The 12,592-nt window shown below is 73.3% G+C and carries 10 protein-coding genes; 6 read left to right on the forward strand and 4 right to left on the reverse strand.

Features of this window, described 5'->3' with window-relative positions; genetic code table 11:
- Window positions 1-82: 82 nt before the first annotated feature.
- Complete coding sequence (locus tag ACFC1R_RS02345; protein ID WP_375931292.1) at window positions 83-1,318, forward strand: glycosyltransferase; 1,236 nt, start codon at window positions 83-85, stop codon at window positions 1,316-1,318.
- Window positions 1,319-1,453: 135 nt separating this feature from the next.
- On the opposite strand, the gene paaN is transcribed toward ACFC1R_RS02345, so the two are convergent.
- Both paaN and ACFC1R_RS02355 read right to left on the reverse strand, forming a co-directional pair.
- Complete coding sequence (paaN, locus tag ACFC1R_RS02350) at window positions 1,454-3,154, reverse strand: phenylacetic acid degradation protein PaaN (RefSeq protein ID WP_375931295.1); 1,701 nt, start codon at window positions 3,152-3,154, stop codon at window positions 1,454-1,456.
- Window positions 3,155-3,416: 262 nt separating this feature from the next.
- Window positions 3,417-4,703, reverse strand: a complete 1,287-nt coding sequence (locus ACFC1R_RS02355) for a hypothetical protein (protein WP_375931298.1) — start codon at window positions 4,701-4,703, stop codon at window positions 3,417-3,419.
- 275 nt (window positions 4,704-4,978) lie between these two features.
- Between ACFC1R_RS02355 and ACFC1R_RS02360 the strand changes: the two genes are divergently transcribed.
- The gene (locus ACFC1R_RS02360) at window positions 4,979-5,569 is read left to right on the forward strand and encodes a TetR/AcrR family transcriptional regulator (RefSeq protein WP_375931301.1); all 591 of its coding nucleotides are present in this window, start codon (window positions 4,979-4,981) and stop codon (window positions 5,567-5,569) included.
- Between the two features lie 129 nt (window positions 5,570-5,698).
- On the opposite strand, the gene ACFC1R_RS02365 is transcribed toward ACFC1R_RS02360, so the two are convergent.
- Window positions 5,699-6,187, reverse strand: coding sequence for an Lrp/AsnC family transcriptional regulator (locus ACFC1R_RS02365; protein ID WP_082119931.1), 489 nt, complete (start codon window positions 6,185-6,187; stop codon window positions 5,699-5,701).
- 189 nt (window positions 6,188-6,376) lie between these two features.
- Here ACFC1R_RS02365 and pdhA point away from each other — a divergent pair, with 189 nt between their 5' ends.
- The 4 genes from pdhA to ACFC1R_RS02385 all read left to right on the forward strand — a co-directional run bounded on the left by pdhA (window position 6,377) and on the right by ACFC1R_RS02385 (window position 11,960).
- A complete protein-coding gene (gene pdhA / locus ACFC1R_RS02370) occupies window positions 6,377-7,549 on the forward strand; it encodes a pyruvate dehydrogenase (acetyl-transferring) E1 component subunit alpha (RefSeq protein WP_375931304.1) in 1,173 nt (390 codons plus the stop codon).
- Between the two features lie 86 nt (window positions 7,550-7,635).
- Window positions 7,636-8,598, forward strand: a complete 963-nt coding sequence (locus ACFC1R_RS02375) for an alpha-ketoacid dehydrogenase subunit beta (protein WP_375931651.1) — start codon at window positions 7,636-7,638, stop codon at window positions 8,596-8,598.
- 5 nt (window positions 8,599-8,603) lie between these two features.
- Window positions 8,604-9,929 carry a dihydrolipoamide acetyltransferase family protein gene (locus tag ACFC1R_RS02380; protein ID WP_375931307.1) on the forward strand — a complete coding sequence of 442 codons (1,326 nt, stop codon included), beginning with the start codon at window positions 8,604-8,606 and terminating at the stop codon, window positions 9,927-9,929.
- Window positions 9,930-10,493: 564 nt separating this feature from the next.
- On the forward strand, window positions 10,494-11,960 hold the full coding sequence (locus tag ACFC1R_RS02385) for a globin domain-containing protein (RefSeq protein WP_375931310.1): 1,467 nt from the start codon (window positions 10,494-10,496) through the stop codon (window positions 11,958-11,960).
- 90 nt (window positions 11,961-12,050) lie between these two features.
- Here ACFC1R_RS02385 and ACFC1R_RS02390 read toward each other — a convergent pair whose 3' ends face one another.
- Complete coding sequence (locus tag ACFC1R_RS02390) at window positions 12,051-12,575, reverse strand: NUDIX domain-containing protein (RefSeq protein WP_375931654.1); 525 nt, start codon at window positions 12,573-12,575, stop codon at window positions 12,051-12,053.
- Window positions 12,576-12,592 lie beyond the last annotated feature (17 nt).

Here is a 12,592-nt window from a genome sequence, read left to right on the forward strand (position 1 = left end):
GGCGTTGCCGGCGAGCCGGTTCTCAGCTCGCTCTCAGCCTTCCATCATCGCGGCCCCATCCGGGGCTGTGAATCTCGCAGACATGACAGAGCCCGTGCGCCGCGGAACCACCACCGTCGATCCGCTGCCCGCCGGCGGTGCGAGCATGCGGACCCGTACCCGTCTGGTCGAGGTGGTCGTCCCGGTCTACAACGAGGAGCACACGGTCGAGCGATGCGTCCGCCGACTGCACGCCTACCTCGGTGAGACCTTCCCCTACCCGTATCGGATCACCATCGCGGACAACGCCAGCACCGACGGCACCTGGCAGCTGGCGACCGCGCTGGCGGAGGAGATTGCGCAGGTCGAGGCGGTGCACCTGGACCTCAAGGGGCGCGGCCGGGCGCTGCGGCAGGTCTGGGGCGCCAGCGAGGCCGACGTGGTCGCCTACATGGACGTGGACCTCTCCACCGGGCTGGAGGCCTTCCTGCCGCTGGTCGCGCCGCTGCTCTCGGGCCACAGCGACCTGGCGATCGGCAGCCGGCTGCACCGGGGTTCGGCGGTGGTGCGCGGTCCCAAGCGGGAGTTCATCTCGCGCACCTACAACGTGCTGCTGCGGGCCACCATGGCGGCCAAGTTCTCGGACGCGCAGTGCGGGTTCAAGGCGGCGCGGACCGAGGTGGTCAAGCAGCTGCTGGCGGAGGTCGAGGACAACGCCTGGTTCTTCGACACCGAGTTGCTGCTGCTGGCCGAGCGGTCCGGACTGCGGATCCACGAGGTGCCGGTGGACTGGGTGGACGATCCGGACAGCCGGGTGGACATCGTCCGCACGGTGATCGACGACCTCAAGGGCATGGCCCGGGTCACCCGGCGCTCGCTGACCGGTGCCGGGCGGCTCGACCACCTGCCGACCCGGGTCCGCGAGGCGCAGCTGCCGCCGGGCCTGTCCTGGCAGTTGGCGAGCTTCGCGGTGGTCGGGACGGTCAGTACGGCCGCGTACGTGCTGCTGTACCTGCTGCTGCGGCAGGTGGCGCCCGCGCTGCTGGCCAACGCGGTGGCGCAGGTGGTCACGGCGGTGTTCAACACGGCGGCCAACCGGCGGTTCACCTTCGGGGTGACGGGGCGGCGGGGTGCGTTCCGGGCCCAGGCGGAGGGCGGGATCGCGTTCGTGATCGGCCTGGTGCTGAGCAGCGCGGCGATCGGGTTGCTGGGGCTGGTGTGGCCGACCGCCAGGCACGGCGGGGAGCTGGCGGTGCTGGTGGGCGCCAACGCGCTGGCGACGGTGGTGCGGTTCCTGCTGATGCGGGTGTGGGTGTTCAGCCCGAGGCGGACCCGCTGACGCCGGGTCGTCGAGGAGCGGCGGAGAGCGGTACAGGGGCGCGGGGAACCGCGCGGGACGGGAGGCCGACGAGCTCCGGTGCCTTCCGTCCCGGGCGGTCCCCGCGCCCCTGAGGGCGTACCGACCGCGGCGGGGTCAGCTGTGGCGGCGGACCTCGACGACGCGGAACCGGTTGGCGACGAAGGCGGCGTCGCAGTAGGCGGAGTTGGCGGCCGGGTTGGCGCCGGTGCCGTGCAGGTCGGAGAAGGCGGCGGTCTGGTTCGGGTACACGCCGCCGGTGAGGTTGAGGGAGAGCGAGACGCCGGAGTCCAGGGCGGCCTCGACCAGGGCGGCCTCGACCTGGTCGTCGACCGTCCAGCCGGTGGCGGTCATCGCACCCTGCTCGACGGTGGTGCGGCGGAGCATCTCGACCGCCGCCTCGGCGGACTCCACGGCCACCGCGAAGGAGACCGGGCCGAAGCACTCGCCGAGGAAGGTGGCCCGGTCGTCCGGCTTGTCGGCGTCCACCTTGACCAGTGCGGGCGTCCTGATGGTCGCGCCCGGGAACTCGTCCGAGGTCACCACCCGCGGGGTGAGCGCGAGTTCGCCGAACTCGCCGCCGGCCGCCTGCACCGTGCGCTGGAGCACGCCCGGGTTGACCACGGCGCCGAGGATCGCGGCGGCGCGGGCGTCGTCGCGCAGCAGGCCGGTGATCGCGTCGGCCAGGTCGGTGACCACCTCGTCGTAGGACTTGCCGCCCTCGTCGGTGGTGATGCCGGCGCGCGGGATCAGGATGTTCTGCGGGGTGGTGCACATCTGGCCGCTGTAGAGCGAGAGCGCGAAGGCGAGGTTGGCCAGCATGCCGCGGTAGTTGTCGGTGGACTCGACCACCGCCGTGTTGACGCCGGCCTTCTCGGTGTAGACCTGGGCCTGCCGGGCGTTGGCCTCCAGCCACTCGCCGAAGGCGGTCGAGCCGGTGTAGTCGATGACCTTCACCTCGGGCCGGACGGCCAGCACCTGGGCGATGGTGGAGCCCTCGTGCTCGGCGGCCAGACAGACCACGTTGGGGTCGAACCCGGCCTCGGTGAGCACCTCGCGGGCCACCCGGACGGTGAGCGCGAGCGGCAGGGTGGCGCGCGGGTGCGGCTTGACCAGGACCGGGTTGCCGGTGGCCAGCGAGGCGAACAGCCCCGGGTAGCCGTTCCAGGTCGGGAAGGTGTTGCAGCCGATCAGCAGCGCGAGCCCGCGCGGCACCACGGTGAACTCCTTGACCATGGTCAGCGGGTCGCGCTTGCCCTGCGGCTTGGTCCAGTCAGCGCGCTCGGGCAGCCGGGTCTGCTCGGCGAAGGCGTACGCCACCGCCTCCAGCCCGCGGTCCTGGGCGTGCGGGCCGCCGGCCTGGAAGGCCATCCCGTACGCCTGGCCGGTGGTGTGCATCACCGCGTGCCCGAACTCGTGCGAGCGGGCGTTGATCCGGGCCAGGATCTCCAGGCAGACCGCCGCACGGGCGGCCGGGCTCGCCGCCGCCCAGGCCGGGCGGGCCGCCTGCAGCGCGCCGATCAGCGCGTCGGGCGTGGCGTGCGGGTAGCTGACGCCCAGTTCGATGCCGTACGGCGAGGTCTCGCCGCCGACCAGCTCGCCGTCGGTCGGCTGGCCGTCGAGCGCGAAGACGCCGCCGAGTAGCGCGTCGAAGGCCGCCTTGCCGGCCTCCGCCCCGTTCTCGCCGTACGCCTTCGGGAACTCGGGGTAGGGCGACCAGTAGTCGCGGCTACGGATCGCCGCGATCGCGCGGTCGAGCGTGTCCTGGTGGCGTTCGATCAGTTCGGCGACCGAGGGGGCAGGGGTCGCAGCGGCCATGGTGCGCTCCTCCAAAGGGGCGGACGGGACACCCCTCAGAGTAACCGAACGATCGGTCGGGGCAAGAGGGTGCAGGAGGGCAATCGCCGGGCGGGTACCGAACCGGTCGCCCGCCGGGGGGTGTGCACGACCGCTCCGGACGGAAGACGGCGGCGCCGCACCGACCCGCGATCGGCGGGGTGCACCGCCCGATGGGGATCGGGAGGTGCACCCCGCCGGCGGAGGCCGGTGCGGCGCCGGTGTCCGTTGCCGCGCGCGCTCGTTACGGGATGCCGAGCTCGAAGACGACGTAGCCGGCGAACCAGCCGGAGGCGATGGCGCCCATGCCCAGGACGGTGGCCAGCGAGGGCAGCGAGAGGCGGCGCAGCGCGATGGCGACCGGGATGGTGAGCGGGAAGACCGGCAGCACGAAGCGGGACAGCGTGCCGAACATCTGCTGGCTGCCGAGGGCCAGCACCAGGGTGCCCAGGGTGTAGACGGTGATCACCAGCGGCGGACGCAGCCTTAGCAGCGGGACCAGCAGGCAGGGCAGTGCGAACAGCACCAGGACGGCGACCAGGTCCTCGGTCGGGTACGCGAAGAGGTAGTTGTTGTCGCCGGTGAGGATGTGCGCGACGGCGTCGGAGGTGTACTTCCCGAAGTCGAAGAAGTGCAGCCAGGCGCCGCGCTGGAGGGTGAGGTAGCCGTCCCAGTGGCCCATCCGGTAGCCGACCCAGCCGATGTAGCCGAAGAAGCTCAGCGGCGGCAGCAGGATCGCGGACAGCGGGCCGAGCACGCCGTCCCTGCGGCGGAACAGGGCGACGGCGGCGGAGAGCGCGACGCCCGCGATCAGGGTCATCGAGGTGGGGCGGCTCAGGCCGGCGATGAAGGTGATCAGCGCCGCGTTCACCCACTGCCGGGTGATCACGAAGTAGCAGGACCAGACGGTCAGCGCGACGAACAGCGACTCGGTGTAGACCGCCCACTCGACGCCCGCACCCGGGAAGGCGCCCCAGACCGCTGCCGCGATCACGCCCGCCCGCGCGCCGGCCAGCTGCGCGGTGACCGCGTAGATCCCGGCGGCGGCGGCGAACGAGGCGGTGACCGAGACCAGCATTCCGGCGCCGTAGAGGCCGATGCCGGTGCAGTCCGAGACCAGGCGTATCAGGCCCGGATAGAGCGGGAAGAACGCCGAGGAATTCTGCTGGACGGTGAAGAATCCGCCGTGGTCGGCTATCAGCTGGGGGTGGTAGCCGAATTGCGCGACCTGCTGGTACCACCAGCCGTCCCAGCTGCCCAGGACATCCCACGGGTGGGCACCGCCGCCGAATCGCGGATCCAGGTCGTGGAAGCGGCCGGAGGAATCCAGCAGCAGCATGAAGACCGAGAAGCCGATCAGCTTCACCGCCCCGAACAGTGCCAGGGCGGGGCCGAACTCGGCGGCCCGCCGGCGGAGGCGGTGGCGGAACGCGTCGGACTCGGGGAAGGACGGTGGCGCGGACGGTGGCGCCGGGGACTCGCCGGGGAGCGGACGGCGGTCCGATGCCACCGTCTCCTGTATCGCGCTCACTGTGGGGCCCCTCCACCGGTCGCCGTCACCACTCCGCCGGGACATCCAGCGGTGGACGGGGAGTCTATCCGGCCCCCTTGGAAACCCCCGGGGCTCGCGGCCCGGGTGGGGGGCGACGGCGGAATTCGCTTTCGCGGAGTTTTGGCCGAGTTCAGGCACCGGAATCCCGTATTCGGCGGGAAAGGGGCGGAATTCGGCGGCGGACGGTCTGCGGGCGGCGGCGGTTTCCGACCCCAGGCTGACGCGCGGTCGGGGCGGCGAGGATACTCGATCCCATGGCCGAGAACACCACCCGCACCACGTACACCGTCGAGTCACTGCTGGCCGTGACCGTCGAGGTCTTCAACGAGCGCGGGTACGACGGGACCTCCATGGAGGACCTCTCGAAGGCGGCCGGGATCTCCAAGTCCTCGATCTACCACCATGTGCGGGGCAAGGAGGAGCTGCTCAGACTCGCCGTCGGCCGGGCCCTGGACGGCCTCTTCGCGATCCTCGACGAGCCCGCCGCCCAGGCCGGCCGCTCGGTCGACCGGCTCGAACACGTCGTCCGCCGCACGGCCGAGGTGCTGCTCGACGAGCTGCCGTACGTGACGCTGCTGCTGCGGGTGCGCGGCAACACGCCCACCGAGCAGTGGGCGCTGGAGCGGCGTCGGGAGTTCGACCACCGGGTGGCGGAGCTGCTCCGGGCGGCCGTCGCCGAGGGTGAGCTCCGGTCGGACGTGGAGCCGCGACTGGCCACCCGACTGCTCTTCGGCATGATCAACTCGATTGTGGAGTGGTACCGCCCCGGTACCAGGAGCGCCGACGGCGTCGCCGAGGCGATCGTGCACCTGGCCTTCGACGGGCTGCGCGCACCGACGGCGTGAACCGGGCCGTCCCCGGCCTGACCCGCTCGCCCGGACCCGGCCCGCCCCGACCCGGCCCGGTCGGTTCGCCCCGATTCGACCCGCCCGGCCCGGCAGGCGGGAGTCCGAAGGCGGGCCCTCGGACGGGCCCTAGTCCGGGGGGACCTGGTCGGTCTCCTCGAAGACCAGCAGGGTCTGGGTGGCGAGGACCTGGGGGATGCCCTGGATCCTGGTCAGCACCAGCTCGCGCAGGGCGCGGTTGTCGGCGGTGTGCACCAGCAGCAGGACGTCGAACTCGCCGCCGACCAGCGCGATGTGCGCCACCCCCGGCAGTTCCAGCAGCTGCTCGCGGACGGTCCGCCAGGAGTTCTGCACGATCTTCAGCGTGATGTAGGCCGAGGCCCCCTGCCCGGCCTTCTCGTGGTCCACCCGGGCGGTGAAGCCGCGGATCACCCCGTCCTCGACCATCCTGGATATCCGGGCGTAGGCGTTGGCCCGGGACACGTGCACCCGTTCGGCGACCGAACGTATCGAGGCCCGTCCGTCCTGCTGGAGCAGGCGGAGGATCGAACGATCGACTCGATCGAGCCTGGACATCTGTTCAGCGGACACAGTCCCCCGCCCTCCCGGAATGGACATGCTGCCACCAGCAGACCGCTGGTCGGGCCGATTGTCCACCACCTTGGCGCAGCTGTGGCCAGAATGAACAGACAACCGAACAATCGGTAGGGAGAAAGAGGCCCGGCGGCCGCTCCGCCGCCACTCGCTCACCACGGCATCACCACTGCCCCTGTCGCACCCCCTCCCCACCCTTCGGAGGTGCCCGAGATGACCGTTCTCGACCCTTCCCCCGACTTCCTCCGGGGGGACCCCCACCCAGCCGCAGCCTCCGTCCCGGGGTGGCTGCCGGGCGCGACCGGCCCCCGCAGCGATCCCGCCCCGCTGCTGCCCGACCCGTCCCCGGTCCGGGTGCTCGGCACTCCGCTGCTGGAGAAGACCGACCCGGCGCTGCTGCGCGAGCTGTACCGCCGGCTGGTGGTCGGCCGCCGCTACAACCAGCAGGCCACCACCCTGACCAAGCAGGGGCGGCTCGCCGTCTACCCGGCCTCCACCGGCCAGGAGGCGTGCCAGGTCGCCGCCGCGCTCGCGCTGCACGAGCAGGACTGGCTCTTCCCCAGCTACCGCGACACCCTCGCCGTGGTCGCCCGGGGGGTGGACCCGCTGGAGGCGCTCACCCTGCTGCGCGGTTCCGCCCACACCGGCTACGACCCGCGCGCCACCCGCACCGCGCCGCTCTGCACCCCGCTGGCCACCCAGGCGCCGCACGCCGTCGGGCTGGCCCACGCGGCCCGGCTGCGCGGTGAGCCGGTGGTCGCGCTGGCCATGCTCGGCGACGGCGGCACCAGTGAGGGCGACTTCCACGAGGCGCTGAACTTCGCCGCCGTGCTGCACGCCCCGGTGGTCTTCCTGGTGCAGAACAACGGGTACGCCATCTCCGTCCCGCTCACCCAGCAGTCGGCCGCGCCGACCCTGGCCCACAAGGCGGTCGGGTACGGCATACCCGGCCGCCTGGTGGACGGCAACGACGCCCCCGCCGTGCACGCCGTCCTCACCGAGGCGATGGAGCGGGCCCGTGCGGGTGGCGGACCGACCCTGGTCGAGGCGCTCACCTACCGGATCGAGGCGCACACCAACGCCGACGACGCCACCCGCTACCGGCAGGAGGAGGAGGTCGCCGCCTGGCGCGAGCACGACCCGATCCTGCGGATGGAGCTCCACCTGCGGGCCGCGGGCCTGCTGGAGGACACCCTGGTGCAGGAGGCCGCCGACGAGGCCGAGGAACTCGCGGCCCGGATGCGCGCCGAGTTCCACGCCGACGCCGAGCTCGACCCGATGTCCCTCTTCGACCACGTCTACGCCGAACCCACGCCGCAACTGCGCGAGCAGTCGGCCCAGTTGGCAGCCGAACTGGCTGCGGAGGCCGAGGTGCACACCCGATGAGTACGGTCCAGCCGTCGCCCACCCCCACGCCCGTCCCCGGTCGCGGCGCCGTGCCGCAGACTGCCGCCTCGGTGCGGACCGGCAGCATGGCCCAGGCGCTCAACTCCGCGCTGCGGGACGCCATGCAGGCCGATCCGACCGTCCACGTGATGGGCGAGGACGTCGGCACCCTCGGCGGCGTCTTCCGGATCACCGACGGTCTCACCGCCGAGTTCGGTCCCGACCGCTGCCTGGACACCCCGCTCGCCGAGGCCGGCATCCTGGGCACCGCCATCGGCATGGCGATGTACGGCCTGCGGCCCGTGGTGGAGATGCAGTTCGACGCCTTCGCGTACCCCGCGCTGGAACAGCTCTTCTCGCACGTCGCCAAGATGCGCAACCGCACGGCCGGGAAGCTCCCGCTGCCGATCACCGTCCGCATCCCGTACGGCGGCGGCATCGGCGGCGTCGAGCACCACAGCGACGCGTCCGAGGCGTACTACACCGCCACCCCCGGCCTGCACGTGGTCACCCCCGCCACCGTCGCCGACGCGTACGGCCTGCTGCGGGCCTCGATCGCCTCGGACGACCCGGTGGTCTTCCTGGAGCCCAAGCGGCTCTACTGGGGCAAGCAGGAGTGGGACCCGTCCGCACCGGTCGAGCCGATCGGCCGGGCCGTGCTGCGGCGGACCGGCCGCTCGGCGGTGCTGATCACCTACGGTCCCTCGCTGCCGGTCTGCCTGGAGGCGGCCGAGGCGGCGCGGGCCGAGGGCTGGGACCTGGCGGTGCTGGACCTGCGCAGCCTGGTGCCCTTCGACGACCGGACCGTGGCCGAGGTGGTCCGTTCGGTCGGCCGGGCCGTGGTGGTCCACGAGTCGACCGGCTTCGGCGGGGTCGGCGCGGAGATCGCCGCCCGGGTGACCGAACGCTGCTTCCACCACCTGGCCGCGCCCGTGCTGCGGGTCACCGGCTTCGACATCCCCTACCCGCCGCCGATGTTGGAGCACCACCACCTCCCCGGGGTGGACCGGATCCTGGACGCGGTCGCCCGGCTGCAGTGGGAGGAGTGACGATGATGCCCGTGGTGCGAGAGTTCCCCCTGCCGGACCTCGGTGAGGGACTCACCGGTGCCGAGGTGGTCCGCTGGATGGTCGAGGTCGGCGACGTGATCGCGGTCGACCAGCCGGTGGTGGAGGTCGAGACGGCCAAGGCGGTGGTCGAGGTCCCCTGCCCCTACGGCGGGGTGGTCACCGCACGGTTCGGCGAGGTCGGCGAGGAGATCCCGGTCGGCTCGCCGCTGGTGACGGTCGCGGTGGCGCCGTCGGGGTCCGGTGCGGACGAGATGCCTGCGGCGCCGGTGGCCGACGAGCGTCCGCTGGTCGGCTACGGGGTCATGGCGAGTGACAAGGGCGGACGCCGGGCCCGGGTGCGGGCGGTGTCCGCAACGTCCGTACCCGAACGCCCTGTTGCGGCCGCCGTGCCCGCCGGCCCGGTTGCCGACGCGGTACCTGTCGGCCCGGTTGCCGCCGCACCGCCGGTCGTGGCGTCCGCCGTGGTCGCGGTGATCTCGCCCCTGGTGCGGCGGATGGCCCGGGACCACGGTCTCGACCTGGCCCGGGTCACCGGGAGCGGCCCGGACGGGCTGATCATGCGGGCCGATGTGCAGCGAGCGGTGTCGGAGGCCTCCCGGGCCGAGGTGCCGGCCGAACCGGCCGCGGACGTCGTCCCGCTGCGCGGGCTGCGGCGGACGATCGCCGAGAAGCTCACCCGCAGCCATCGGGAGATCCCCGCCGCGACCTGCTGGGTGGACGCCGACGCCACCGAACTCATGGCGATGCGAGCCCAGTTGAACCGGGCGACCGGTCCCAAGGTGAGCGTGCTGGCCCTGCTGGCACGGATCTGCACGGCCGGGCTGGCCCGCTTCCCCGAGCTCAACTCCAGTGTGGAGAGCGATGGTTCGGGAATCCGTCGGCACGCCGCCGTGCATCTGGGCTTCGCGGCGCAGAGCGAACGGGGGCTGGTGGTCCCGGTGGTCCGGGACGCACACCTGCTGAACACCGAGCAACTCGGCGCCGAGCTGGCCAGGTTGACGGAGTCGGCGCGCGCGGGGTCGCTCACCCCCGCCGAGCTCACCGGCGGCACGTTCACGCTCAACAACTACGGCGTCTTCGGGGTGGACGGTTCCACGCCGATCCTCAACCACCCCGAGGCGGCGATGCTCGGAGTCGGCCGGATCGTGCCCAAACCCTGGGTCCACGAGGGCGAGTTGGCCGTCCGGCAGGTCACCCAGCTGTCGTTCACGTTCGACCACCGGGTCTGCGACGGCGGGACCGCGGGCGGGTTCCTGCGCTTCGTGGCCGACTGCGTCGAGCAGCCGGGGACGCTGCTGCGGCAGCTGTAGCGGGCCGTCCCGGGTCGGGCCGGTGAGGGTAACGGGTGTCCGGCCCGGGTGTCCAGGCTTTACCTGATTTGTCGGATGAGCTGTCCAGGCGTGCCAGGCTACCGAAGGCTTCAGCGGAGCAGAGCCAGGTGTGGTTGCAGGGACGACCGGAGTGGAACGATTCTCTTGGGCACTCGTCAAGTTGCGGTGGATTCGACGTCGTTACTCGTGAGAGCGGGCCATGGATCGGCTGCGGTGGACACCGCTCCCGGGGTCCCGGAGGCGGCTCCGGACCCGATTCCGGTCCGGGATCCTGGGGCGGCGGAACCGTACGGGCGGGTGGTCGGCAGCGGGTTGGTGATCCCGCCCCGGCCGACCCGCCCGCCCGCGGTCCCGGCGCCCGCGGTCCCGGCGCCCGCGGTCCCGGCGCCCGCGGTCCCGGCGCCCGCGGTCCCGGCCTCCGCGGTCTTGGCCTCCGCGGTCCCAAGTCCCGTACTCCCACTGCCCGTCGTCGCGGCCCCTGCCGTCCCGGCGCCCGCAGTCGCGGTTCCCGCCGTCCCGATGTGGGCCGGGCTGCCGGCCCCCGTGGCGGAGCCCCCCGGCGCGGCGGCGACCAACTCGGCCGCGGCACTGCCCGTACTGCCGCTCGCGCCGCCGATCGAGCCGATGTTCACCCGGGCGCCAGGGCTCAACTGGGCCGGACCTGGCGATCGTTGGACCAGGGCATGGGCGGTGGACGCGCCCCGGGATCCGGGCCCGTCGGCGCTCCCGGCCGCGCCGGCCCGGCCGGAGCTGCCCGGCGGTTCGGCGTTCCCCGCTCTTCCGGCCCTCGCCGCCCTCCCGGCCCTCCCGGGCTCCCCCGCGCTGCCGCAGCCGGTGGCCGCCGCCCCGGCCGGGCAGGCGGTCGAACAGCTGCCCACGGCACGGGACATCGAGCTGATCAGGTCCTGCCTGGCGGTCGTGGAACCGGTCGCCGACCGGGCCACCGCACACTTCTACGCCCTGCTCTTCCTCCACCACCCCGAGATCCGGGCGCTCTTCCCGGCCGCCATGGACGTGCAGCGCGACCGGCTGTTCCGGTCCCTGCTGATGGCCGCCCGCAACGCCGACCACCCCGCCGGGCTGACCGAGTACCTGACCGGGCTCGGCCGGGGACACCGCAAGTACGGGACGCTGACCGGCCATTACGGCGCGGTGGGCGAGTGCCTGGTCGCGGCACTGGCGCGGTACTGCGGCAGCCGCTGGGACGCCGACGCCGAACTGGCCTGGCGCCGGGCGTACGGGCTGGTCGCGAAGGTCATGATCGACGCCGCCGAGCAGGCGGCGAAGACCTCGCCGCCCTGGTGGCAGGCGGAGGTGGTCGCGCACCGGCTCGGCACTCCGGACGTCGCGGTGCTGACGGTGCGTCCCGACCAGGCGTACCCCTACCGCGCCGGGCAGTACACGACCCTGGAGACGCCCTGGTGGCCCCGGGTGTGGCGGCACTTCTCGTTCGCCACCGCACCCCGTTCCGACGGGCTGCTGACCTTCCACGTCAAGGCCGTCCAGGCGGGCTGGGTGAGCAACGCACTGGTGCACCGGGCCGCGCCCGGGGACGTGCTGCGGCTCGGACCGGCGGCGGGCGGCATGGTGCTGGACCGCGCGGACGGCGCCGACCTGCTCTGCGTGGGCGGCGGCACCGGCATCGCGCCGATCACCGCACTGGTCGAGGAGGTGGCCGCGTACGGCTCCCGGGGCCGTTCGGTCGACGTCTTCTACGGCGCCCGGCAGCACACCGGGCTGTACGGGCTGGACGCGCTGCGGCGGCTGGCGCAGGGGAACCCCTGGCTCACCGTCCACCCGGTCCTCCCGCCGGAGGCGGGCGGCGTGGACGGCGCCGAGTGCGGGGAGCTCCCCGAGGCGGTCGTCCGCCGGGGGCCCTGGACGGGCCGCGCGGCGTTCGTCAGCGGGCCGCCGACCATGGTGCGGCGGACCGCGGCGGCGCTGCTGCGCTGCGGCGTGCCGCAGGCGAGCGTCCACCACGACCTGGAGGGGGAGCCGACGGTCCGGTGAGGCGGTACTGTCCGGCCGCCGCACAGAGGCGGCACCGTCCGGCCGCTCCGCGCGCCTCCGGGGGCACGCGTCGGGGCTCGGCGGGAGGGTTCAGCCCAGGTCGTGGGCGAGCAGCGCCCGGACGCCCTCGATGTTGGCGGCCAGGTAGGCGCGCAGGCTGGGCGGTACGACGTTCACCGAGGTCACGCCCTCCCGGGTGAAGGGCAGCCGGACGATCTCGTACTCGCCGTGCGGCTCGTCCACCTCGGGGCCGTGCCGTCGGGCCGGGTCCATCCCGGCCAGCCGGCAGGCGAAGAAGTGCTGGACCTTGACGCCGTGCGGATGGGCGAGGGTGCCGTCGTCGTGGTGCGCGTGGGAGACGGTGTCGACGAAGGCGGGCACCACGTCCACGACCTTGCCGCCGAGCTCCTCGTCGACCTCGCGGTGCAGGGCGTCCACCACGGTGCGGTCGGTGCTCTCGACGCCGCCGCCGGGCGTGATCCAGTACGGATTGCTGCCGGGCCTGGTGCGCTTGATCAGCACGATCGAGGCCGGGGCGTGCGGGTCGTCCGGGTCCAGCTCCAGCAGGATGGCCCGAGCCGTGCGTTTGACGACCGGGCGGACGGGGCCTGGCATGGCCACCTCCGGGGCGC

The sequence above is a fragment of the Kitasatospora sp. NPDC056138 genome (genome assembly GCF_042264695.1).
Classification (GTDB): Bacteria; Actinomycetota; Actinomycetes; order Streptomycetales; family Streptomycetaceae; genus Kitasatospora.

Coding starts and splice junctions, on each gene's coding strand:
- pdhA (WP_375931304.1), top strand. CDS start 6,377: ATGACCGTTCTCGACCCTTCCCCCGACTTCCTCCGGGGGGACCCCCAC.
- ACFC1R_RS02390 (WP_375931654.1), bottom strand. CDS start 12,575: ATGCCAGGCCCCGTCCGCCCGGTCGTCAAACGCACGGCTCGGGCCATC.
- ACFC1R_RS02375 (WP_375931651.1), top strand. CDS start 7,636: ATGGCCCAGGCGCTCAACTCCGCGCTGCGGGACGCCATGCAGGCCGAT.
- ACFC1R_RS02380 (WP_375931307.1), top strand. CDS start 8,604: ATGCCCGTGGTGCGAGAGTTCCCCCTGCCGGACCTCGGTGAGGGACTC.
- ACFC1R_RS02365 (WP_082119931.1), bottom strand. CDS start 6,187: ATGTCCATTCCGGGAGGGCGGGGGACTGTGTCCGCTGAACAGATGTCC.
- ACFC1R_RS02360 (WP_375931301.1), top strand. CDS start 4,979: ATGGCCGAGAACACCACCCGCACCACGTACACCGTCGAGTCACTGCTG.
- ACFC1R_RS02345 (WP_375931292.1), top strand. CDS start 83: ATGACAGAGCCCGTGCGCCGCGGAACCACCACCGTCGATCCGCTGCCC.
- paaN (WP_375931295.1), bottom strand. CDS start 3,154: ATGGCCGCTGCGACCCCTGCCCCCTCGGTCGCCGAACTGATCGAACGC.